This is a genomic window from Mycobacterium gordonae (genome assembly GCF_017086405.1).
Taxonomy (GTDB): domain Bacteria; phylum Actinomycetota; class Actinomycetes; order Mycobacteriales; family Mycobacteriaceae; genus Mycobacterium; species Mycobacterium gordonae_D.
Genome location: NZ_CP070973.1, coordinates 41,146 through 62,489 on the forward strand (window position 1 = coordinate 41,146; position 21,344 = coordinate 62,489).

At 66.4% G+C, this 21,344-nt stretch carries 22 protein-coding genes and 1 pseudogene; 11 read left to right on the plus strand and 12 right to left on the minus strand.

Features of this window, described 5'->3' with window-relative positions; translation table 11 throughout:
* Positions 1-17 precede the first annotated feature (17 nt).
* Positions 18-623 carry a YqgE/AlgH family protein gene (locus tag JX552_RS00195; protein WP_205875554.1) on the plus strand — a complete coding sequence of 202 codons (606 nt, stop codon included), beginning with the start codon at positions 18-20 and terminating at the stop codon, positions 621-623.
* Between the two features lie 3 nt (positions 624-626).
* Here the strand turns inward: JX552_RS00195 and JX552_RS00200 are convergent, their stop codons facing one another.
* A complete protein-coding gene (locus tag JX552_RS00200; protein WP_205875555.1) occupies positions 627-1,907 on the minus strand; it encodes a sterol desaturase family protein in 1,281 nt (426 codons plus the stop codon).
* Between the two features lie 154 nt (positions 1,908-2,061).
* On the opposite strand from JX552_RS00200, the gene JX552_RS00205 reads away from it, so the two are divergent.
* Complete coding sequence (locus JX552_RS00205) at positions 2,062-2,310, plus strand: hypothetical protein (RefSeq protein ID WP_205875556.1); 249 nt, start codon at positions 2,062-2,064, stop codon at positions 2,308-2,310.
* A gap of 206 nt (positions 2,311-2,516) precedes the next feature.
* Here the strand turns inward: JX552_RS00205 and JX552_RS00210 are convergent, their stop codons facing one another.
* On the minus strand, positions 2,517-2,867 hold the full coding sequence (locus JX552_RS00210) for a hypothetical protein (RefSeq protein WP_205875557.1): 351 nt from the start codon (positions 2,865-2,867) through the stop codon (positions 2,517-2,519).
* A 54-nt stretch (positions 2,868-2,921) separates the two neighbouring features.
* Positions 2,922-4,046, minus strand: coding sequence for an LpqN/LpqT family lipoprotein (locus JX552_RS00215; RefSeq protein WP_205878109.1), 1,125 nt, complete (start codon positions 4,044-4,046; stop codon positions 2,922-2,924).
* Between the two features lie 199 nt (positions 4,047-4,245).
* On the opposite strand from JX552_RS00215, the gene leuS reads away from it, so the two are divergent.
* Positions 4,246-7,119, plus strand: coding sequence for a leucine--tRNA ligase (gene leuS / locus JX552_RS00220; RefSeq protein WP_205875558.1), 2,874 nt, complete (start codon positions 4,246-4,248; stop codon positions 7,117-7,119).
* 6 nt (positions 7,120-7,125) lie between these two features.
* Here the strand turns inward: leuS and JX552_RS00225 are convergent, their stop codons facing one another.
* From JX552_RS00225 to JX552_RS00265, 9 genes and pseudogenes are all read right to left on the minus strand, one after another.
* Entirely contained in the window at positions 7,126-7,794 is a 669-nt protein-coding gene (locus tag JX552_RS00225; RefSeq protein WP_205875559.1) for an SDR family oxidoreductase, read from the minus strand.
* A 38-nt stretch (positions 7,795-7,832) separates the two neighbouring features.
* Entirely contained in the window at positions 7,833-8,327 is a 495-nt protein-coding gene (locus JX552_RS00230; protein ID WP_205875560.1) for a MarR family winged helix-turn-helix transcriptional regulator, read from the minus strand.
* Positions 8,328-8,406: 79 nt separating this feature from the next.
* Positions 8,407-8,535: pseudogene (locus tag JX552_RS00235) on the minus strand (peptide ABC transporter ATP-binding protein); the annotation flags it as partial.
* Between the two features lie 135 nt (positions 8,536-8,670).
* On the minus strand, positions 8,671-9,411 hold the full coding sequence (locus JX552_RS00240) for a GntR family transcriptional regulator (RefSeq protein ID WP_205875561.1): 741 nt from the start codon (positions 9,409-9,411) through the stop codon (positions 8,671-8,673).
* Between the two features lie 103 nt (positions 9,412-9,514).
* On the minus strand, positions 9,515-10,315 hold the full coding sequence (locus tag JX552_RS00245; protein ID WP_205875562.1) for an LLM class F420-dependent oxidoreductase: 801 nt from the start codon (positions 10,313-10,315) through the stop codon (positions 9,515-9,517).
* Positions 10,316-10,333: 18 nt separating this feature from the next.
* The gene (locus tag JX552_RS00250; protein ID WP_241010785.1) at positions 10,334-11,257 is read right to left on the minus strand and encodes an alpha/beta fold hydrolase; all 924 of its coding nucleotides are present in this window, start codon (positions 11,255-11,257) and stop codon (positions 10,334-10,336) included.
* A gap of 138 nt (positions 11,258-11,395) precedes the next feature.
* Complete coding sequence (locus tag JX552_RS00255; protein ID WP_205875564.1) at positions 11,396-12,499, minus strand: inositol-3-phosphate synthase; 1,104 nt, start codon at positions 12,497-12,499, stop codon at positions 11,396-11,398.
* Positions 12,500-12,590: 91 nt separating this feature from the next.
* On the minus strand, positions 12,591-13,133 hold the full coding sequence (locus JX552_RS00260; protein WP_065136886.1) for a PadR family transcriptional regulator: 543 nt from the start codon (positions 13,131-13,133) through the stop codon (positions 12,591-12,593).
* 128 nt (positions 13,134-13,261) lie between these two features.
* Positions 13,262-14,125 carry a DUF1707 SHOCT-like domain-containing protein gene (locus JX552_RS00265; protein WP_205875565.1) on the minus strand — a complete coding sequence of 288 codons (864 nt, stop codon included), beginning with the start codon at positions 14,123-14,125 and terminating at the stop codon, positions 13,262-13,264.
* A 124-nt stretch (positions 14,126-14,249) separates the two neighbouring features.
* On the opposite strand from JX552_RS00265, the gene JX552_RS00270 reads away from it, so the two are divergent.
* The 8 genes from JX552_RS00270 to rplI all read left to right on the plus strand — a co-directional run bounded on the left by JX552_RS00270 (position 14,250) and on the right by rplI (position 21,230).
* Positions 14,250-14,684, plus strand: a complete 435-nt coding sequence (locus JX552_RS00270) for a DUF5318 family protein (protein WP_205875566.1) — start codon at positions 14,250-14,252, stop codon at positions 14,682-14,684.
* Between the two features lie 133 nt (positions 14,685-14,817).
* Positions 14,818-17,175, plus strand: coding sequence for a transglycosylase domain-containing protein (locus JX552_RS00275; RefSeq protein ID WP_431196025.1), 2,358 nt, complete (start codon positions 14,818-14,820; stop codon positions 17,173-17,175).
* Positions 17,172-18,815: a glycosyltransferase family 87 protein gene (locus JX552_RS00280; protein WP_205875568.1), complete on the plus strand. Its 1,644-nt coding sequence runs from the start codon at positions 17,172-17,174 to the stop codon at positions 18,813-18,815. The genes JX552_RS00275 and JX552_RS00280 overlap by 4 nt, the downstream gene beginning before the upstream one ends.
* Positions 18,815-19,453: a DJ-1/PfpI family protein gene (locus tag JX552_RS00285; RefSeq protein ID WP_205875569.1), complete on the plus strand. Its 639-nt coding sequence runs from the start codon at positions 18,815-18,817 to the stop codon at positions 19,451-19,453. The genes JX552_RS00280 and JX552_RS00285 overlap by 1 nt, the downstream gene beginning before the upstream one ends.
* 111 nt (positions 19,454-19,564) lie before the next feature.
* Entirely contained in the window at positions 19,565-19,855 is a 291-nt protein-coding gene (rpsF, locus tag JX552_RS00290; RefSeq protein WP_205875570.1) for a 30S ribosomal protein S6, read from the plus strand.
* 77 nt (positions 19,856-19,932) lie between these two features.
* On the plus strand, positions 19,933-20,442 hold the full coding sequence (locus JX552_RS00295; RefSeq protein WP_205875571.1) for a single-stranded DNA-binding protein: 510 nt from the start codon (positions 19,933-19,935) through the stop codon (positions 20,440-20,442).
* Between the two features lie 42 nt (positions 20,443-20,484).
* Positions 20,485-20,739 (plus strand): 30S ribosomal protein S18, encoded by a 255-nt coding sequence (gene rpsR / locus JX552_RS00300; RefSeq protein WP_065046023.1) that lies wholly within the window; start codon positions 20,485-20,487, stop codon positions 20,737-20,739.
* A gap of 32 nt (positions 20,740-20,771) precedes the next feature.
* Complete coding sequence (gene rplI / locus JX552_RS00305; RefSeq protein WP_205875572.1) at positions 20,772-21,230, plus strand: 50S ribosomal protein L9; 459 nt, start codon at positions 20,772-20,774, stop codon at positions 21,228-21,230.
* Positions 21,231-21,344 lie beyond the last annotated feature (114 nt).

A 21,344-nucleotide genomic window follows, 5' to 3' on the forward strand; every position in this document is an offset into this window, starting at 1 on the left:
AGTGCGATGATGTGGTAGTGGCGCAGCACGAAGATCCCGAGGACTATGCCGCCCCTGCTGCACAACGCGTGCGGGCCGGCACCTTGCTCCTAGCTAACACCGATCTGCTGGAGCCGACGTTTCGGCGCAGCGTCATCTACATCGTCGAGCACAACGAGGGCGGAACTCTGGGTGTGGTCCTCAACCGGTCCAGCGAAACCGCGGTCTACAACGTGCTGCCGCAGTGGGCCAAGCTGGCTGCCAAACCCAAGACGATGTTCATCGGGGGCCCGGTGAAGCGGGACGCGGCACTCTGCCTGGCCGTGCTGCGCGTCGGTGCCGATCCCGACGGGGTGCCCGGTCTCCGGCATGTCGCGGGCCGCATGGTGATGGTGGATCTCGACGCCGAACCGGACCTGATCGCGCCCGTCGTGGAAGGCGTGCGGATCTTCGCCGGATACTCCGGCTGGACCATCGGACAACTCGAAGGCGAAATCGAGCGCGACGACTGGATTGTTCTGTCCGCACTGCCCTCTGACGTGCTGGCGCCGCCGAGGGCTGATCTGTGGGGGCAGGTGTTGCGCCGCCAGCCGCTGCCGTTGGCGATGTTGGCCACGCACCCGATCGATCTGAGCCGCAATTAGTAATCAGGCATCCGAGTGGGGTTTTGCTGCCGCGCAGCGGGCACGTAGCGGCCAGGCAAGTTGACGTAGATAGCCATCCGGTTCCGGTTCGTCGAGACCATAACTGGTTGGCCAGCGGTCGATCGGGAGATACAGGGTCCCGAACACCGCGTCGAGGATGGGAAACTCGCCGGCAAAGTTGCTGTTCCGGGCTCGCGGATCGCGGGCATGATGCCAGTGGTGGAATTGCGGCGTGGCGGTCAGCCACCGCAACGGGCCCAGCTTCACATTCACGTTCGCGTGGATGAAGACGGCCTGCAGCGTTATCAACAGGACAAACGCACCCAAGCTGACCTGACCGAAGCCGAGCGCGTACAGCGGCAGCACGGCAGCAGATCGAATGAAGGTCTCGTCGATGGGGTGCAGGTGGTTGGCGGCGAGCCAGTCCATCTCGCGGATACTGTGATGGACTCGGTGAAAGCGCCATAGCAGCGGTATCTCGTGAGCAGCGCGGTGTCCCGCGTAGTCGCCTACCGCCGAGATCGCCAGTCCCGCCACGATCTGCACCCAGCCTGGCGACGCGGCGATGGCGATGCGCACCGGTGGGGGTACCAACGCGTGTAGGACGCCGCCGGTCACCGTCACCGCCGCGATCAGACCGACCTTCAGTGCGGCGCCGTTGACCAGATAGTGAACAAGGTCGGTTCGCCATCCTCGCCGCAGCACTCGGCGGTAGCGTAGCGGCCACAGTCGCTCCAGCGGAACGAAGATAGCGGCGAGAATCGGCAGCCCGAGCACGATCCCGCCGCGCGTGCTCAGCGCGGCCAGCACCACAACAATGGTCCCTACCGTGACCACGACCGGGGTGATCTGGTGCTGCGACGCTAGCGTTCGCGCTGCTACCAGCGCGGGCTGCTCGCTGCCGATGTCGGTTAGCTCGGCAGCCGAGGTGCCTTCGGCGTCGTGGGCATCCAGCCGCGGGTGCTCGACCGATCGCGCCGCCGGCGTCGTCGCGGGTCCGGCGTTGGCCAAGCGACCCCATCCGGCAATAATCGCGGTTGGCAACCCAATCCCCACCGTTCCGGCGGCGAGGTTTTGGGTGGTTAAGGCGATTGCTGCAATCAAGATGCCTGCCTGAACGCTCAGCCCAGCGACCGTCAACGACCGGTGTCCTCGCAGCAGCAGGCGGATTTGCCACGCGACGACGACAACGGCCATCACCGCCACCAAGGCAGGCAGTTTCGCGCTGAGCCCTGGGTGCGGCCAGCTCCAGCCAACCAGCATCGACGCCGCCGCGGTCAGCACGATCAGTTCGATTCCCTGCAGCACCAACAGCCCGGTCGCTAGCACCCGGTGGATCTGAACGGTTGGCCTGGTCACCGAGGAGATCGCCGGGGACCCCGGCTCGGGACGAGTGCGACCAGGTGACGGGCCCGGACCCGCCACCTGGTACCCGTCGGTGGCCGAACGAGTCACGCCGAAGTCGCTACAACTCAGGATTCATCGGGGATCGGTGGTGGATGACGGGGTGGTGGATGAAATCGTCGTCGCGGTCCGAGTCGGGCCGCAGGTGATCTTCGGACCCAGGCACCCGATTCCGCCGCCTGCTCCGACCACTCCGTCCAACAAGGGCAGCCGGTTAAGCGACATGACCGTAGCGATGAAAGCGGCTGCCGCGGCGATCACCAGGGACAGGGCGATCCGGTAGCGGCGGTTTGACTGTGCTCGGCGCGCGGGGGGCGCCTCCGGAGAAAGTGGCGAGGCGTCGGCCGATTGGGCCGACGGATCCGGGCTCTGGCTCATCAACAAAGTATGAAGTTGGCTGGGCAGGAATTTCGGCACGATTTCCCGGGCCGCAGTCGGCTCGACCTCGTGCCAACGCTCCGCCCGGTCGGCGGGTCGGTGGCTTCGCGGTCAGTGGCAGGACAGCGTGCAGGCGCCGCAGCTACCGGTGCAGCCGGACTGATTGGCGGGACCGGGCTGATGGCGCAGCGCATACTTCGCGCTCTGTAGCGAACCGGTGGCCAGGGTGCCTAGGGCGCCGAGGATGCAGACGATCATCACCACCAGCGCGGTGTGCGGCGATGCGGCCAGGGCCACCACTCCGCCGGCACCCAGCATCACCGCAGCGGCGAACTGTGTGGGGGCCATCGAGCGCAGGGCCAACTGCGTGGCGTCAGTGGTGGGCGTATGGGACAGCGACCAGATACCGAATGCGGCCGAAGCTACGGCCGCACACACGCACACCACGCCCGCGATAAGCATGCGCTAACCATACGAGCCCACCGATCATTGCGCGCGCCGGCCTCCGGCGCCCGGCTAGTGCCCAGGCGCCGGCGTCAAGGTGACCAGGGTCGGCTCGGTCGGCACCTGGCTGGGCGTGGGAATCGTCCGCGGTGCCGGTGCGGCCGAGGGAGCGGTTGCCTGCGGCACCGGTGGGCGGGCGGGTGCCACGGGTGCGGGCGCCGCGGGTGCCACGGGTGCGGGCGCCGCGGGTGCGGGCGCCGCGGGTGCCGTGGGCGCGGGTGCCGTGGGGGCGGGCGCCGGGACTCGGCCGGCCACTCCGGGTGTGGTCACCCGGAAGCCACTGACGATGGCGTCGGTGGCAGGTGCATCGCTGACTGCCTGGCTTGCAGCCGTGGTCACCGACAGCGACACGAGGTATCTGTCGGCGCCGCTATTGGCCAGGACGTGGCGGCGCGACGTGTTCAGCGTCATGTCGTTCTCGCGGTAGGTGCCCTCAATGACCGACGACGGGAAGCTGCCGAGGCCGGCCAGCGACGCGTTGGTGGTCTGCCACGCGAGCAGTCGCTGGCTGTCGACGAAGCCGTGGGTGATCGCCTCCGCGGAGTCGAAGTCACCGATCAGCTTGTAGACGACCACCTGAGCATTCGAGGTGTAGACGCTGCTGCCGCCGACCCGGTCCGCGATCACCACGAAGGCATCGGGCACGTTGGGGTCGGGCACCTGGGTCCAACGTGGGGGCATCGGGACGGTGATGTCGAGCGCCTTGAAACCGAGCGGACGTTGCGCCTCGAGCTTGACGCCCTTGCCTTCGAGGTATTCACGCAGCGTGCCGGTCGTGGCCGGAGTGACCGCAGGAGGCTGCGGGGCGGTTGCCGCGGGTGCCGGTCCGGTGGACGGAACGGCCGCGGGGGCCACCGCTGGGACCGGCGCGGCGACCGGCGCCGGCATCTGCAGCGGCAACGGAAGCTGGGCGGGCGCTTGCGCGGGTGCGGGCGCGAACCGATTGACGCCGCCGGGGAACACGCCGGAGTTCTGGCCAGGCGGGTTGACCGGTTGCATGGGGACCGGCCCGGGGAGCGAGGGCTGGGGAACCAGAGGCTCTGCCGAAGCAGTCCCGCCCGCCACCATCACGACGCCGACGACACCGGCGGCCGCACCACCCACGAGTGTGCGCCAACTGCGCGCGATCCGCTTCATCTCGATCGGTCCCTCCGGAATTGCCGGGGCGTCGCTGCCCACCATCGAGGCCGAATGTAACCCCTGCTCAGCGGCGTCGACCATGCCCGAAATCGAGCTGGGATGAACCCCTGATCGGTGCGCAACGCAACCGATACCAACCCGTGCCCGACGGGCTCGGCGCGGTCGCTTCCGCAGCGGCCCTTATACCCTGTTGGGCGTGACAGAATCGCCGACCGCCGGACCCGACGCGGACGCGCCGCGGTACCGCTACACCGCCGAGCTCGCGGCCGGGCTGGAACGCACTTGGCAGCACAACTGGGCTCAGCTGGGTACGTTCAACGTGCCCAACCCGGTGGGCTCGTTGGCGCCCGCGGACGGCTCGCCCGTTCCCGCGGATAAGCTGTTCGTGCAGGATATGTTCCCCTACCCGTCGGGGGAGGGGCTGCACGTCGGCCACCCCCTGGGTTATATCGCCACCGACGTCTACGCCCGCTACTATCGGATGACCGGTCGTAATGTTCTGCACGCGTTGGGTTTCGACGCTTTCGGGCTGCCCGCCGAGCAGTATGCGGTGCAAACCGGCACGCACCCGCGCACCAGGACCGAGGCCAACATCGTCAACTTCCGGCGTCAGCTGGGCCGGTTGGGGCTCGGCCACGACAGCCGCCGCAGCTTCTCCACCACCGATGTGGAGTTCTACAAGTGGACGCAGTGGATCTTCCTGCAGATCTACAACGCCTGGTTCGACACCGCCGCCGACAAGGCCCGCCCGATTCGTGAGTTGATCGCCGAGTTCGACTCCGGTGCAAGGGTCCTCGATGGCGGCAGGCAGTGGGCGCAGCTGTCGGCGGGGGAGCGGGCCGACGTAATCGACGGGTTCCGGCTGGTGTACCGCGCCGACTCGATGGTCAACTGGTGCCCGGGTCTGGGGACTGTGCTGGCCAACGAGGAAGTCACCGCCGACGGCCGCAGTGACCGCGGCAACTTCCCGGTGTTCCGGAAGCGGTTGCGGCAGTGGATGATGCGGATCACCGCGTACTCCGATCGGTTGCTCGACGACCTCGACAGCCTGGATTGGCCAGATCAGGTCAAGACCATGCAGCGCAATTGGATCGGACGTTCGACGGGCGCCACCGCGCTGTTCGCCGCCACGAAGGCTGACAGCACCGCCACGGACATCGAGGTTTTCACCACCCGGCCCGACACGTTGTTCGGCGCCACCTACCTGGTGCTGGCGCCCGAGCACGAGCTGGTCGACGAATTGGTCGCGGCTCGTTGGCCCGCGGAAGTCAAGGAGGCCTGGACCTACGGCGGTGCCACGCCCGCCGAGGCGGTGGCCGCCTACCGGCACGCCATCGCGGCCAAGTCCGATCTGGAGCGCCAGGAAAGCAAGGAGAAGACCGGAGTCTTCCTCGGCAGCTACGCCACCAATCCGGCCAACGGAGCGTCGGTGCCGATCTTCATCGCCGACTACGTGCTGGCCGGCTACGGTACCGGCGCCATCATGGCCGTGCCGGGACACGACCAGCGCGACTGGGACTTCGCCCGGCAGTTCGGCTTGCCGATTCTGGAAGTCATTGCCGGCGGCGATATTTCGCAGGCCGCACATTCCGGTGACGGCGTCCTGGTGAACTCCGGCTTCCTGGACGGTAGGGCGGTCGCCGATGCCAAGCAAGCCATGACCCAACGGCTGGAAGCCGAGGGGCGCGGCCAGGCCCGCATCCAATTCAAGCTGCGCGACTGGCTTTTCGCGCGCCAACGGTACTGGGGTGAGCCGTTCCCGATCGTCTACGACGCCGACGGACGCGCGCACGCCATCGACGAAGCGGCGTTGCCGGTGGAACTGCCCGACGTCCCGGACTACTCGCCGATCTCGTTCGATCCCGACGACGCCGACAGCGAGCCGTCGCCGCCGCTGGGCAAGGCGACCGACTGGGTACACGTGGAACTGGATCTTGGCGACGGTCTCAGGCCCTACACCCGCGACACCAACGTGATGCCGCAATGGGCCGGCAGTTCCTGGTACGAGCTGCGCTACACCGATCCGCACAACTCAGAACGCTTCTGCGGCAAGGAGAACGAAGCCTACTGGATGGGCCCGCGACCGGCCGAGCACGGTCCGGACGACCCGGGCGGCGTGGACCTCTACGTCGGGGGCGCCGAACATGCCGTCCTGCACCTGCTGTATTCGCGCTTCTGGCACAAGGTTTTGTACGACCTGGGGCATGTCAGCTCCCGGGAGCCCTACCGCAGGCTGGTCAACCAGGGCTACATCCAGGCCTTCGCCTACACCGACGCGCGCGGGTCGTATGTGCCGGCCGAAGAAGTCATCGAGCGCGACGGCGGTTTCTTCTACCCGGGGCCCAACGGTGAGATCGAGGTCTTCCAGGAGTTCGGCAAAATCGGTAAGAGCCTGAAGAATTCGATCTCACCCGACGAGATCTGCGACGGCTACGGCGCTGACACGCTGCGGGTGTACGAGATGTCGATGGGCCCGCTGGAGGCGTCACGGCCGTGGGCCACCAAGGATGTCGTCGGCGCACACCGCTTTCTGCAGCGCGTCTGGCGGCTGGTTATCGACGAGGAGAGCGGTGGCACCCGGGTCATCGACGCCGATCTGACCGCCGAGACGCTTCGCACGTTGCACCGCACCATCGCCGGTGTCTCCGAAGACTATGTGGCACTGCGGAATAACACCGCGGCCGCCAAGTTGATCGAGTACACCAATCACCTCACCAAGCAATGCCGCGACGGGGTGCCGCGCGCCGCGGTCGAACCGCTGGTCTTGATGCTGGCGCCGCTGGCCCCGCACCTGGCCGAGGAATTATGGCTGCGACTGGGTCACACCACCTCGTTGGCGCATGGCCCGTTCCCGGTGTCCGACCCGGCGTACCTGGTGGACGACACCGTCGAGTACCCGGTGCAGGTGAACGGCAAGGTGCGCGGTCGGGTGGTGGTGGCGTCCGACGCGGCCCACGAGGCGGTGCAAGCCGCGGCGCTGGCCGACGAAAAGGTGCGGGCTTTCCTCGCGGGCGCCACGCCGCGCAAGGTGATCGTGGTAACCGGCCGGATGGTGAACCTGGTCGTGTGACCAGGATCATCCGCGCGGGCGGATGACCACCTCGTGCACCTGACCGTCGCGGGGGGTGGCCACCACGTTGGCCACCACCTCGGCGACGGTCTCGGGGCGCAGGAATCTCGCCGGGTCGTACTCGCCTCCTTCGTAGGCGACCAGCTCCCACTGCATGTCGGTGTCCACTCGGCCAGGATGTATCGACGTCACCAGCAGGTCCGGCTCATCAGCGCGCAACGAATCGGCGAAAGCCCGCAGGGCGAATTTGCTGGCTGAGTACGACGCCATGCCCGGCGACACATTGCGGCCCGAACCGGAGTTGATGAACACCACCCGGCCCCGGGCCTGCCGCAGCGCGGGCAGCAGCGTCAACGTAAGGGCCACGGCGCCAAAGACATTGACGCTGAACGTAGCACGCCATTCGTCCACGTGGGACTCGTCGACCCGGCCCGGTATCGACACCCCGGCGTTGTGCACGAGCACGTCGAGCTCATCGATGACTTCGCAGCTGGATTCGATCGAATCCGTGTCGGTCAGGTCCAGCGGAAACGTGGTGGCCCCCAGCCTTTCAGCGACAGCATCCAGACGCGACGAGGGCCGACCGGCCAGCAGCAGGGTATGTGTGGGCGCCAGCGCCGCCGCGATGGCGGCGCCGATGCCGCCACTGGCGCCGGTGATGAGTGCGGAGGGCATCGTTCAGTAATTACCAATCCTATTGGCAACAAACACTTTCACGCCTCGTCGGGGACTGTCGCCGGTGCGGCCGGTTCACCGCTGGCGAGCCGGGCCAGCGGCGCTGACGCTTCCATCAGAATGTCCAGGTCGGACTTCGGCAGTTGGCTGAGCATCGCTGCCAGGGCAGCGTGACGATTGGCCAGCGACTCGTTGTGCACCGCCCGGCCCTGCGGCGTGATGTCGACGAGCACCGCACGCAGGTCCGAGGGGTCACGCGAGCGCTTGACCAGCCCGATCTTCTCCAGGCGGCGGATCGCCACCGTGGTGGTGGGAGTGCGGACCCGTTCGTGCGCGGCCAGATCGGTCATCCTGATCGGACCCCGGTCGAGCAGGGTGATCAGGATCGAAAGCTGAGCCAACGTCAACTCACCGGCCACCGCACCGCCGGCCGGATCGCCGCGTCGCAGGATCGTGGACAGCTTGGAAAGGGAGCGGTGCAACCCTTCCGCCAGCTCCGAGACCTCCGGGGCCGTAGGTTCGCTGTCCGCCATAAGTCGGCAGTCTAACCCGCTGCGCCCACGGGTGGAGACAATGCGTGATGCGGGCGTGCCCGTTCCCGAAAAGCCCGGGTCAAGGTATCTGGGAGAGGAACCGCTGCAGCTCCCCGGTCTCGGCGGCGGCATTGATCTGCTCCGGAGACCCGGACTCTACGACTTTGCCGTGGTCCATGAAGACGACGGAATCCGAGGCTGGGCGCGCGTGGTGCGCACCTGACTGCGGTCCGCGATGGAGAGCAGTGCACGCCAGACCGGCGACGATCATGATCGTCGCCGCCAGTCCGAACAACTGCGCCCCATCACCGCCGCCGTGTCGAGCGCCGGTGGCGGGCCCCGCTCAAAGCACGACCGGCGAGCGCCCGGCGCTGTGGTCCGGATCAGGGGGCACCGGAAGGACGGCTACTTTGGCGTCCGTAGGCTCCTCGCGTGGAGCGAAGACTCCACGCCGGCACAACTCGGCCACCATGGTCTTGGCCATCAGCTCGGAGCGGCCGATACATGCCGACCGGGCGGCTTCGGGATCGCGCCGGTGCACGGCCGCATTCTCTTCTTCGTAAAACGGCAGCATGTCCTCGCGGCCGTGCTGATAAGTCATGAAAAAGACGCGGGGGATGAGGTTTTGCGACGCCCGAATCGTGGCGTGCAGTCGCGGCCCGGCGTATTCGTCGTTGACCACCCGCCGGTACTCCCAGGCGATCTCGGCGAAGTTTCGTGGCTCCTTGGCGATGCGCAGTGAACGCATCAGGGCGTCGAGTTCGCTCAGGATCCGCGGCGTGGGATTGGCCGCGGCCCGGGCCGAGGCGATGCCGTTGAGCAGGCCATCGAGTTCGTGGTGTTCCAGTACGGTCGACTCGTCGAAGCGCTCGACGAACGCACCGCGGTGATACCGCGTGGAAACGATGCCGTCGTGCTCCAGCTGGACCAGCGCCTCCTGGATCGGAACTCGGCTGATGCCCAGATCCTGCGCTATCTCGTTGCGGTCGACACGGTCGCCGCTGCGCAGTTTTCCGGTGAGCACCATGTTCAGCAGGTGCGTGACCACCTGGTCTTTTTCTTTGATCCCATACTTCTTAGGCATCAGTTTTTTGCATCTCTTTTCCAGCCACCCGACGGCCTCTGTGCGCGGCAAGTTTCTCACGACTGGCCGGGTAGGTTGAGATGTTTCGTAGATGAAGCGCGGCTTAAGACAAACTGTCGCGCCAGTGGCAGAGCGCCTCGGCGTCGGTGAGGTCGTATTCGGGTCCGTCGCAGCCGACAGTCAGCATCGTGACGCCCAGTGCGGCCAGCGCTTCGGCATTGTGCACCACCCCTGAGCCGTTGCCGGCCGAGGCCGACCGTTCGATGGTGGCCGGGTCCCGGCCGACGGCCTCGCAGTGCTGGGCCAGCACCGCGGCCTTGGTCGGGAATTCATCAGCGGAGGCGAAGCTGTGCCAGATGTCGGCGTGCTCGGCGACCAGGCGCAGCGTCTTGCGCTCGCCGCCCCCGCCGATCAACACCGGAATGTCCCTGGTCGGCGGCGGGTTCAGCTTGGCCAAGCGCGCCGTGATGCGGGGGAGTGCGCCTGCCAGATCGTCGAGGCGGCTGCCGGCGGTGCCGAACTCGTAGCCGTACTCGTCGTAGTCCTTCTGTTTCCAGCCTGAGCCGATGCCGAGAATGAGCCGACCGTCGGAGATGTGATCCACGGTGCGGGCCATGTCGGCCAGCAATTCGGGATTGCGGTAGGAGTTGCACGTGACCAATGCGCCGATCTGGATGCGTGAGGTCTGTTCGGCCCAAGCCCCGAGCATGGTCCAACATTCGAAATGGGCACCGTCGGGATCGCCGTAAAGCGGAAAGAAGTGGTCCCAGTTGAACGCGACATCCACGCCGATGTCCTCGCAGCGGCGGACGGCGTCACGGATCTGGTCGTATTGCGGGGCGTGCTGGGGCTGCAACTGCACCCCGATGCGGACGGGAAAGTCGAGGAGGACGGGGGAGTTCATACTCACCACCGTAGGCCCTCATCGGGCCGTGTCGATCACCGTGCGAACGAGATCGATCAGGGCGCGCGGCTGGTCGCTCTGCACCGAGTGGCCCGAGTTCGCGACCAGGTGAGCACCCTTGAAACGCGTTGCACGCCTGCCGAGTTCGGCGACGTCGTCGTCGTTGACGAACCCCGATGAGCCGCCCCGGATCAGGGTCACCGGCGCGGACAGCGCATCGACGTCGTCCCATAAGGTGCTGAAGTCCGGAAAGACCCGGATGGCGTCGTAACGCCAGGTCCAGTTGCCGTTGTCCAATTGACGTGAGTTGTGAAAAACCCCGCGGCGCAGCGCCTTCACCTCACGGTGCGGTGCGGCGGCGATCGTCAGGTCCAGCATGGCCTGAAAACTGGGGAACTCCCGCTCCCCGTGCATCAGTGCGACCGTGCCCTGTTGCTCCTTGGTCATCTCGGAATGGCGCTGCAGAGCCGACGGGGTGACGTCGATGAGCACCAGTTCACTGATCAGCTCCGGAGCCAGCGCACCGAGTCGGATGCCGGTCAGGCCGCCCAGCGACATCCCGACCACCAGCTCGGCATCGGGGGCGAGGTCGCGCAACACCGGGGCCAACGCGTCGGCGTTGTGCTGCGGTGAGTAGTCGCCGTCGTCCCGCCAGGAGGAATGGCCGTGACCCGGCAGGTCCACGGCCAGCGCGGGTTCGCCGAGGCCGACGATCACCGTGTCCCAGGTGTGGGCGTTCTGACCGCCGCCGTGCAGGAAGACCACCCGCGGCCGGGGGCCACCCCAACGCAGCGCGCTGATGGCACCGGCATCCACTCGCTCGACCGTCGGCAGCGGTCCCGAAACACCCGCCTGCTCGGCGTTTTCGGCCAGCAGATCAAACTCCGACAGCCCGGAAACGTCGGCACTGCTCGTTGCATCGGTGTGCGAGGCGTCGGTCACCCCACCGACTCTACGAACTGGCACACGGCTACCACCAGGTTCCTGGACGCACAGCGCATTCATCCAGGCAGAAGATCTGCAGCGATCAAACGAGTAACGGTCTGCGGTTCTTCAGTTTCGGCGAGTCACCCTAGGGTGTTAGCCCTCGTTGATGAACTCTTCGAGCTGCGTACGCGCGATGTCGTCGGCCAGCTGCTCCGGCGGGCTCTTCATCAGGTACGCCGAGGCCGGGAGCACCGGACCGCCGATGCCGCGGTCCTTGGCGATCTTGGCCGCGCGCACCGCGTCGATGATGATGCCGGCCGAGTTCGGGGAGTCCCAGACCTCGAGCTTGTACTCCAGGTTCAGCGGCACGTCACCGAAGGCGCGGCCTTCCAGGCGCACATAGGCCCACTTGCGGTCGTCCAGCCAGGCGACGTGGTCGGACGGGCCGATGTGGACGTTCTTGTCCTCGACCTTGCCGGCGAGCGAGCCGGTCAGGTTGGACGTCACGGCCTGGGTCTTGGAGACCTTCTTCGACTCGAGGCGCTCGCGTTCGAGCATGTTCTTGAAGTCCATGTTGCCGCCGACGTTGAGCTGATAGGTACGGTCCAGCGTCACGCCGCGGTCCTCGAACAGCTTGGCCATCACGCGGTGGGTGATCGTCGCGCCCACCTGGCTCTTGATGTCGTCGCCGATGATTGGCACACCGGCGTCCTTGAACTTCTTGGCCCAGACCGGGTCCGAGGCGATGAACACCGGCAACGCGTTCACGAATGCCACGCCGGCGTCGATGGCGCACTGGGCGTAGAACTTGTCGGCCTCCTCCGAGCCCACCGGGAGGTAGGACACCAGCACGTCGACCTTGTTGTCTTTGAGGACCTTCACCACATCGACGGGCTCATCGTCGGACAACTCGATGGTGTCGGCGTAGTACTTGCCGATGCCGTCGAGGGTCGGGCCGCGCTGCACCACCACATTGGTCGGCGGCACGTCGGCGATCTTGATGGTGTTGTTCTCCGAGGCGTAGATGGCGTCGGACAGGTCGAAGCCGACCTTCTTGGCGTCCACGTCGAACGCGGCCACGAACTTGACGTCGCGGACGTGATAAGGGCCGAACCGGACGTGCATCAAACCAGGGACGGACGCGGTGTCGTCGGCGTTGTAGTAGTACTCGACGCCCTGGACCAGCGAGGACGCGCAGTTGCCGACGCCGACGATGGCGACTCGTACCTCGGTCGACGCCTGTGTGTTCCCACTCATGGGGCGTTCTCCTAACCTTCGTAACTTTGTTTGTCTTGGTAACTTTGTTTGTCTTGGTAATCGTTGTTGGTGCGAGGGGATCTGGCGTGGACTACGTCTGTTCGACGGTGTTGGGAGCAGCCCGTTCCGCGGCGATGAGCTCGTTGAGCCACTTGACCTCACGCTCGCTGGACTCCAGCCCCAGTTGATGCAACTGGCGGGTGTAGCGGTCAAACGAGCTACTGGCCCGCGCGACTGCTTCACGCAAACCTTCCCGGCGCTCCTCGACCTGACGGCGCCGGCCTTCCAGGATGCGCATGCGCGCCTCCGCCGGAGTGCGGTTGAAAAATGCCAGATGCACTCCGAAGCCGTCATCGGTGTAGTTGTGCGGACCGGTGTCGGCAACGAGTTCGGTAAAGCGTCGGCGGCCCTCATCGGTCAGCTGGTAGACCCGCCGGGCGCGCCGCACCGGCGTCCCCGCCGGCGCCGCGTTCTCGGCGATCAGCCCGTCGGCCTGCATCCGCCGCAACGCCGGGTACAACGAGCCGTAGGAAAACGCCCGAAAGGCCCCGAGCAGGCCGGTCAACCGCTTGCGCAACTCGTAGCCATGCATGGGTGACTCGATGAGCAGCCCCAAAATTGCCAGTTCCAGCATCGATTCACCTCCCGGTGCATTGGCTTGTTACGACGATCCGACGTCTCGCGTCATAGTATCGCTCCGATATATTAGCGACAACAGCACCGTCCGTTAATGCGCTGTTTGTCACACCCGGGTGGCGGGCTTCAGTTCACAAAATGGACCTGCTTGACGGTCCCATCGCCAGCCAGCTCGATGTACCCGCTGCCGTAATCGCTGGAGACGTAGACGGTCAGCGACAGCGCCCCGGGGGCGGTGGGATCCTTCGCCGGCTCCACGATCAAGTAGATCGATTTGACGTCCTGCTGCTTGATGCCGACGGTCTCGGGGGCCCCGCGCAGGATGCCCACCACCGTCTTGACGTCGAATTTGCCCAGGTCGACCACGGCAGCGTCGGTGCTGCTGTTGCGGGCGGAGCTGCTCGGATCGCCCCATCCGCCGCGGTAGTTGTAGTCGAGGACCCGGCGGTCGTCGGTCGGATCCATGCGGTCAAGCGAGGCGTAGTCGGGATAAACCACCAGCCGGTAGCCCATGGTGTCGCCGAAACGCTTACGGGTCTGCTCCAGTAAGCCGGTCAGCCCGCCGAGGGACTGCAGTTGCTTGGGTGGCGTCAGCACCACCGGCCCGATCCCGTCGGACTTGGCACCGGGATCGGAGGTGAAGTCCAGCGGCGAGGTGGTGTTGCCGTACAGACCCCAGCCGATCCCGATGCCCAGCAGCACCGTAACGCCGAATGCGGCGGCAGCCAGGCCCAGCCCGTTGCGCCTGGCGCGGATCATCGGCACCTGCACCGGCTTCTGGGCCGGTGCGCTCTGCGCAGATTGCAGATCGTCGACCAGGAGCTGCAGGTCATCTAGTGTCACGGCGTTGGTGGCCATGCTGACTCGCTCGCGATGCTCTTCCATCGACAACTCGCCGTCGTTGAGCGCGTTGTCCAGGATCCGGCACGCGTCCTGCCGGTCGCTGTCCTTGGCTCGCGTGGTACCTGACCCACCCCGATATTTCGACACGGGATGATCGTAGAAGTCGGGCCCGCAACCGGCACAGCCTGTGATCACCGGATACCTGCTCACCCACGCGACAACAGCCGCAGTTGCGTGCCGGTGCCGGGGAGGGCGACGTACTCTGGTCAGCGTGCGACTGCAGCGACAGGTAGTGGACTACGCCCTTCGGCGGCGCTCACTGCTGGCCGAGGTCTACTCGGGACGCACCGGTGTCTCCGAGGTCTGTGACGCCAATCCCTATTTGCTGCGCGCGGCGAAGTTTCACGGGAAACAAAGCCAGACGATGTGCCCGATCTGCCGCAAAGAGCAGCTGACGCTGGTGTCCTGGGTTTTCGGCGAACATCTCGGTGCGGTTTCGGGTTCGGCGCGTACCGCAGAAGAGTTGGTGCTACTGGCGACGCGGTTCTCGGAATTTGCTGTGCACGTTGTTGAAGTGTGCCGGACCTGCAGTTGGAACCACCTGGTGAAGTCCTACGTCCTGGGCGCGGCAGTGCCCGCCCACCCACCGCGGGGCTCGGGCGGCAAGCGGACGGCGCGCAACGGCGCCCGCACGGCCAGTGAATAGCGGAGGGCGCCACCACCAGTCGTCCAGCGATTCACCGGATGGGTCGACGACAGCGGATGGCGGCGGACACTCCGGTGGCGAGCAGCAGGGTGAGCCGCCGCCCCCGCGCCGTCCGGTTCCGCCCGATGACCGGCTGACTACGGTCATCCCGACGGTGTCCGACGATCGCCCCGGCCGGCACGCCGACCCGATCGACCAGGTCAAGGCGGCTCTCGATTCGCCGTCTCCTGCCGACCCGCTCGGCCAGGTCAAAGCCGCGCTGGACTCCCCGTCGCCGCGGCCCGGGCACGAACGGCTCAGTGGCGGGCGACGCCCGCCGGGCGGGCCGCCGCCGTCGGGACCGGCTGGGTCCCCCGGCAGCCGGGGCCCCCGACCGAAGCCGACCTGGTCCCAGCAAATCAACTGGCGATGGGTCCGGCGCGCGTTGTATCTGAGCCTGGCGGTCCTGATCCTGCTCCCGATCGTCACTTTCACCATGGCCTACTTCATCGTCGACGTGCCGCGGCCGGGGGACATTCGCACCAACCAGGTGTCCACGATCCTGGCCAGTGACGGTTCGGAGATCGCCAAAATCGTGCCGCCCGAAGGTAACCGGGTCGACGTCAACCTCAGCCAGGTCCCGGTGCACGTACGTCAGGCGGTGATCGCCGCCGAGGACCGCGGCTTCTACTCCAATCCGGGCTTCTCGTTCAGTGGATTCGCCCGGGCGGTCGGCAACAATTTATTCGGTGGCGATCTGCAGGGCGGCTCCACGATCACCCAGCAATACGTCAAGAACGCCCTGGTGGGCTCCGCGCAGCACGGATGGAGCGGTGTGATGCGCAAGGCCAAGGAACTGGTCATCGCCACCAAGATGGCGGGGGAGTGGTCCAAAGACGATGTGCTGCAAGCGTACCTGAACATCATCTACTTCGGCCGCGGTGCCTACGGGATCTCGGCGGCGTCCAAGGCTTACTTCGACAAACCCGTCGAGCAGCTGACCGTGTCCGAGGGCGCGCTGCTGGCCGCGCTGATCCGGCGGCCGTCCACGCTGGACCCGGCCGTCGATCCCGAGGGCGCGCTGGCGCGCTGGAACTGGGTCCTAGACGGCATGGTGGAGACCAAGGCCCTGCCGGCCGATGACCGCGCCACACAGGTCTTCCCCAAGACGGTCTCGCCGGATCAGGCCCGCGCCGAGAATCAGACCACCGGGCCCAACGGGCTGATCGAACGCCAGGTGACCAAGGAACTGCTCGAGCTGTTCAACATCGACGAGCAGACCTTGAACACCCAGGGCTTGCAGGTCACCACCACGATCGATCCACAGGCGCAGCAGGCCGCGGAGAAGGCGGTGTCGAAGTACCTCGACGGGCAAGAGCCCGACATGCGCGCCGCGGCGGTCTCGATCGACCCGCGCACCGGCGCGGTGAAGGCTTATTACGGCGGAAACAACGCACTGGGCTTCGATTTCGCGCAGGCCGGCCTGCAGACCGGGTCGTCGTTCAAGGTGTTCGCCCTGGTGGCCGCACTCGAACAGGGCATCGGGCTGGGTTACCAGGTGGACAGTTCGCCGCTGACCGTCGACGGCATCAAGATCACCAACGTCGAGGGCGAGAGCTGCGGCACCTGCAATCTGGCCGAAGCGCTGAAGATGTCGCTCAACACCTCCTACTACCGGCTGATGCTCAAGCTCAAAGGCGGACCGCAGGCCGTCGCCGACGCCGCGCACCAGGCCGGCGTCGCCGAGAGCTTCCCCGGCGTCCCGCACACCCTGTCCGAAGACGGCAAGGGTGGCCCGCCCAACAACGGAATCGTGTTGGGGCAGTACCAAACCCGGGTGATCGACATGGCCACGGCCTACGCGACGCTGGCCGCGTCGGGCCTGTACCACCGCCCGCACTTCGTGCAGAAGGTGGTCAACGCCGAGGGTCAGGTTCTGTTCGATGCCGGCTCCGCCGACAACAGCGGTGACCAGCGCATCCCCAAGGCGGTGGCTGACAACGTGACCGCCGCGATGCAACCGATCGCCGGATATTCGCGCGGCCACAACCTGGCGGGCGGACGGCAGTCCGCGGCCAAGACCGGCACCACCCAGTTCGGCGACACCACATCCAATAAGGACGCCTGGATGGTCGGGTACACCCCGCAACTGTCCACCGCCGTCTGGGTCGGCACGGTCAAGGGCGACGTACCGCTGGTGAACTCTTCCGGGGGAGCGGTTTACGGCTCCGGTCTGCCCTCCGACATCTGGAAGGCGACGATGGACGGTGCCCTGAAGGGTCAGCCGAACGAGACCTTCCCCAAACCGACGGAGATCGGTGGTTACGCAGGAGTGCCCGCGGCTCCTCCGCCGCCCCCACCGCCGCCGTCGGAGACGGTCATTCAGCCCACGGTCGAGGTGGCGCCGGGGATCACCATCCCGGTGGGCCCACCGACCACGATCACGGTGCCGCCCGCGGGCGGACCGACACCGCCGTCCCCGTCGTCTGACGTCCCTCAACCGCCCCCGTGACGGACCCCGGGTCCGGGGCACCGGCAGAGCGCGCCACCATTTCTCCGCGGCCGCTGGCCGCCGACCGCCGCAGCGCCGACAACCGTGACTGCCCCAGCCGCACTGACGTTCTGGGCGCTGCGCTGGCCAACGCGGTCGGTGGACCCGTGGGCCGGCACGCGCTGATCGGTCGCACCCGATTCATGACGCCGGTGCGGGTGATGTTCGTCATCGCGCTGGTGTTTCTGGCGTTGGGCTGGTCCACGAAGGCGGCGTGCCTGCAGAGCACCGGCACCGGAACAGGTGATCAGCGGGTGGCCAATTGGGACAACCAGCGGGCCTACTACGAATTGTGTTACTCCGACACGGTGCCGCTCTACGGGGCAGAGTTGTTGAACCAGGGCAAGTTTCCCTACAAGTCCAGCTGGATCGAGACGGACGGCAACGGCACACCCCAAGTCCGCTACGACGGTCAGATCGCCGTGCGCTATATGGAATACCCGGTGTTGACCGGGGTTTACCAGTACGTATCGATGCGCTTGGCCAAGGCTTACACCGCGGTCAGCAAAGTTCTGCCCGTTCCGATCGTCGCCGAAGTGGTGATGTTCTTCAATTTCGCCGCATTCGGACTTGCGCTGGCCTGGCTGCTCACCGTGTGGGCCACGGCGGGACTGGCCGGTCGCCGCATCTGGGATGCCGCCTTGGTGGCCGCATCCCCGCTGCTCATCTTCCAGATCTTCACCAACTTCGATGCTCTGGCAACGGCTTTGGCGATGGGCGGCCTGCTGGCCTGGGCGCGGCGCAAACCCGTGCTCGCCGGTGCGCTGATCGGTTTGGGCGTTGCGGCCAAGCTGTATCCGCTGCTGTTCCTGGGTCCGTTGTTGGTGCTGGGAATCCGGTCGGGCCGGCTTCGCGACGTCTATCGGACCACGCTGATCGCCGCGGCGACCTGGCTGGCGGTGAACCTGCCGATCATGGTGCTCTTCCCGCGGGGGTGGTCGGAGTTCTTCCGGCTCAACACCCGCCGCGGCGACGACATGGACTCGCTGTTCAACGTGGTGAAGTCGTTCACCGGCTGGCGCGGGTTCGACCCCGTACTGGGCTTCTGGGAACCACCGGCCGTCTTGAATAGCGTCGTCTCGGTGCTGTTCGTGTTGTCTTGCGCGGCAATTGCTTACATCGCGCTGACCGCTCCGCAACGACCTCGTTTGGCGCAGCTGGTATTCCTGGTGGTCGCGGCCTTTCTTCTGACGAATAAGGTGTGGAGTCCGCAGTTCTCGCTGTGGTTGGTGCCGCTGGCGGTGCTGGCCGTGCCGCATCGTCGGGTCCTGTTGGCGTGGATGACAATTGATGCGCTGGTGTGGGTGCCCAGAATGTATTACCTGTACGGCAACCCGAACCGTTCGCTGCCGGTGCAGTGGTTCACGACGACGGTACTGGTGCGCGATATCGCGGTGATGGCCTTGTGCGTGTTGGTCATTCGCCAGATCTATCGGCCCGAGGAGGATCTGGTGCGCTGGCAAGGCCGGGTTGACGATCCGGCTGGCGGCAACTTCGACCTGGCGCCCGATAATCCGCCTGAGTGGCTGCCGAAGTGGCTGCGCCCGTCTCGTCGTCGGCTGGTGCGTCCGGAGCCCGAATTGGTTGGGGGCCCGGGCTGATGCAGGTTGCCATCCCGGTGTTCTCCCGGTTCACCGCACTCGATGCTGTCGGGCCTTACGAGGTGCTGCAACGCATCCCGTCGATCGAGGTGGTTTTCGTCGGTCATCGGCGCGGTGAGGTGCGCACCGAGAACGGCATGCTCGGCGTTACCTGCGATGCCACGTTCGAGGAGGTCGCTGCCCCCGACGTGGTGGTGGTCCCCGGTGGCATCGGGACCCGGGTGCTCGTCGACGACGAGACCATCCGCGGCTGGCTGCAATCTGTGCACCCGGGTACGAGATTCACCACGTCGGTGTGTACCGGGGCGCTGTTGTTGGCCGGCGCCGGTCTGCTCGACGGATTGACGGCGACGACGCACTGGCGCGCCGCCGAGGAGCTCAACCGATTGGGCGCGCGATATGTGCCCGAACGGGTCGTCGAGCACCTGCCGCAGCGGATCATCACCGCGGCCGGAGTGTCCAGCGGCGTGGACATGGCGTTGCGGCTGGCCGAGTTGCTGGTTGACCGGGTGGCCGCTCAAGCGACGCAGCTGCTCATCGAGTACGACCCACAGCCGCCGTTCGATTCCGGCGCGCTGGCCAAGGCCGACGAGGCGACGCGGGCCAGGGCGCAGGAGTTCCTGCGGTCCCGCAAGTGAATTTCGGGTCCGCCCGGTCATCCGGTAGCCTAGGGCGGTTGCCGACGCAGGCGACCCTCCTGCCACGGAGGTTCCGTGGCCGCACAGACCAGAGGAGGTGATGAGGTCCCTATGCGTCCATACGAAATCATGGTCATCCTCGACCCCACGCTCGACGAACGCACCGTAGCCCCGTCCCTGGAGACGTTCCTGAACGTCGTCCGCAAAGACGGTGGGTCGGTCGAGAAGATCGACATCTGGGGCCGGCGGCGGCTGGCGTACGAGATCGCCAAGCACGCCGAAGGCATCTACGTTGTCATCGACCTGAAGGCCGCCCCCGCGACGGTCTCCGAGCTCGACCGCCAGCTGAGCCTGAACGAGTCGGTGTTGCGCACCAAGGTTATGCGCACCGACAAGCACTGACCGCCCCTGTCGGAGCAGGTGCTTAGGCTGGTCCCAGGCTCGTACAACCACCCATCAGGCGGACCCAGGAGGCAATTATGGCTGGTGACACGACTATCACTGTCGTGGGAAACCTCACCGCTGACCCCGAACTGCGGTTCACGCCGTCGGGTGCGGCCGTGGCGAACTTCACGGTGGCATCTACCCCGCGGATCTACGACCGCCAGAGCGGCGAGTGGAAGGACGGCGAAGCGCTGTTCCTGCGCTGCAACATCTGGCGCGAGGCGGCCGAAAACGTCGCCGAAAGTCTGACGCGGGGAGCGCGGGTGATCGTCACCGGGCGGCTCAAGCAGCGCTCTTTCGAAACCCGTGAGGGTGAAAAGCGCACCGTGGTCGAGGTCGAGGTCGACGAGATCGGTCCCTCGCTTCGGTATGCGACCGCCAAGGTCAACAAGGCCAGCCGCAGCGGCGGTGGCGGATTCAGTGGCGGTGGCGGCGGATCACGGCAGTCGGCGCCGGCGCAGTCCGGCGGATCAGGCGAAGACCCGTGGGGCAGCGCCCCGGCTTCGGGGTCGTTCGGCGGCGGTGACGACGAACCGCCCTTCTGACTTACCTAACTTTCACAGCACGAGAACGGAAAGATTGACACCATGGCCAAGTCCACCAAGCGGCGCCCGGCTCCGGAAAAGCCGATCAAGGCGCGCAAATGCGTCTTCTGCGCCAAAAAGGGCCAGAACATCGACTACAAGGACACCAACCTGCTGCGGACCTACATCAGCGAGCGCGGCAAGATCCGGGCCCGCCGGGTCACCGGTAACTGCGTGCAGCACCAGCGGGACATCGCGGTCGCGGTGAAGAACGCCCGCGAGGTCGCGCTACTGCCCTTCACCTCCTCGACGCGCTGATCACCGCGCGGCCCAACGAAAGTACGTAAACGATGAAGCTGATTCTCACGGCTGACGTCGACCACCTCGGTTCCGTCGGCGACACGGTTGAAGTCAAGGACGGGTACGGCCGCAATTTCCTGCTGCCTCGTGGTCTGGCGATTGTCGCCTCGCGCGGCGCGCAGCGACAGGCCGACGACATCCGTCGAGCCCGCGAAACCAAGACGGTCCGCGACCGCGAGCACGCCAACGAGATCAAGACCGCCATCCAGGCGCTCGGATCGGTCTCGCTGCCGGTGAAGACCGCCTCCGACAGCGGCAAGCTGTTCGGCTCGGTCACTGCCGGTGACGTGGTGGCCGCCATCAAGAAGGCCGGCGGTCCGAACCTCGACAAGCGGATCGTCCGGCTGCCCAAGGCTCACATCAAGGCGGTCGGTACGCACCCGGTGGTGGTGCACCTGCACCCCGAGATCGACGTCGAAGTCGCGCTCGAAGTCGTCGGCGAGAGCTAACTCTTTTCGTCTTTGCCCGGTGCGGCCTTTCGGCCGCACCGGGTTTTGTGCTGCCGGAATGGGGCACGCAGAGCGGCGTTCTGGCGAACGTCTTCGACGCCGCCTTCGCGGGGT